The organism is Ectothiorhodospira shaposhnikovii, assembly GCF_016584105.1.
Classification (GTDB): domain Bacteria; phylum Pseudomonadota; class Gammaproteobacteria; order Ectothiorhodospirales; family Ectothiorhodospiraceae; genus Ectothiorhodospira; species Ectothiorhodospira shaposhnikovii.
Genome location: NZ_NRSM01000148.1, coordinates 1 through 254, shown reverse-complemented (window position 1 = coordinate 254; position 254 = coordinate 1). Strand labels below are relative to the sequence as shown.

The 254-nt window shown below is 63.8% G+C and carries 1 pseudogene; it reads left to right on the top strand.

Annotated elements, in window-relative coordinates:
- Positions 1–119, top strand: a pseudogene (locus tag CKO35_RS17780) (transposase zinc-binding domain-containing protein); the annotation flags it as partial.
- Positions 120–254: the final 135 nt, after the last annotated feature.

Below are 254 nucleotides of genomic sequence, written 5' to 3'. Positions count from 1 at the left end.
AGCAGTGGTATCACAGCTGCCGGGATCGGCATTGTCCGCAATGCCAGAACCGCGCGACACAGGCCTGGTGCGAGCAGCAACGCAGCCAGCTGCTGCCGGTGACGTATTATCACCTGGTGTTGCCGCCAGCGGCGCGTTGTCGCGGGTGAGCCACCCGGGAGAAGTCGACCGTGTGCTGGATGCACTGATGCGGGAATCGTGGAACGTCTACACCAAGGCCTGCCTGAACCGGGGTGCAACGGTGGTGGACTACC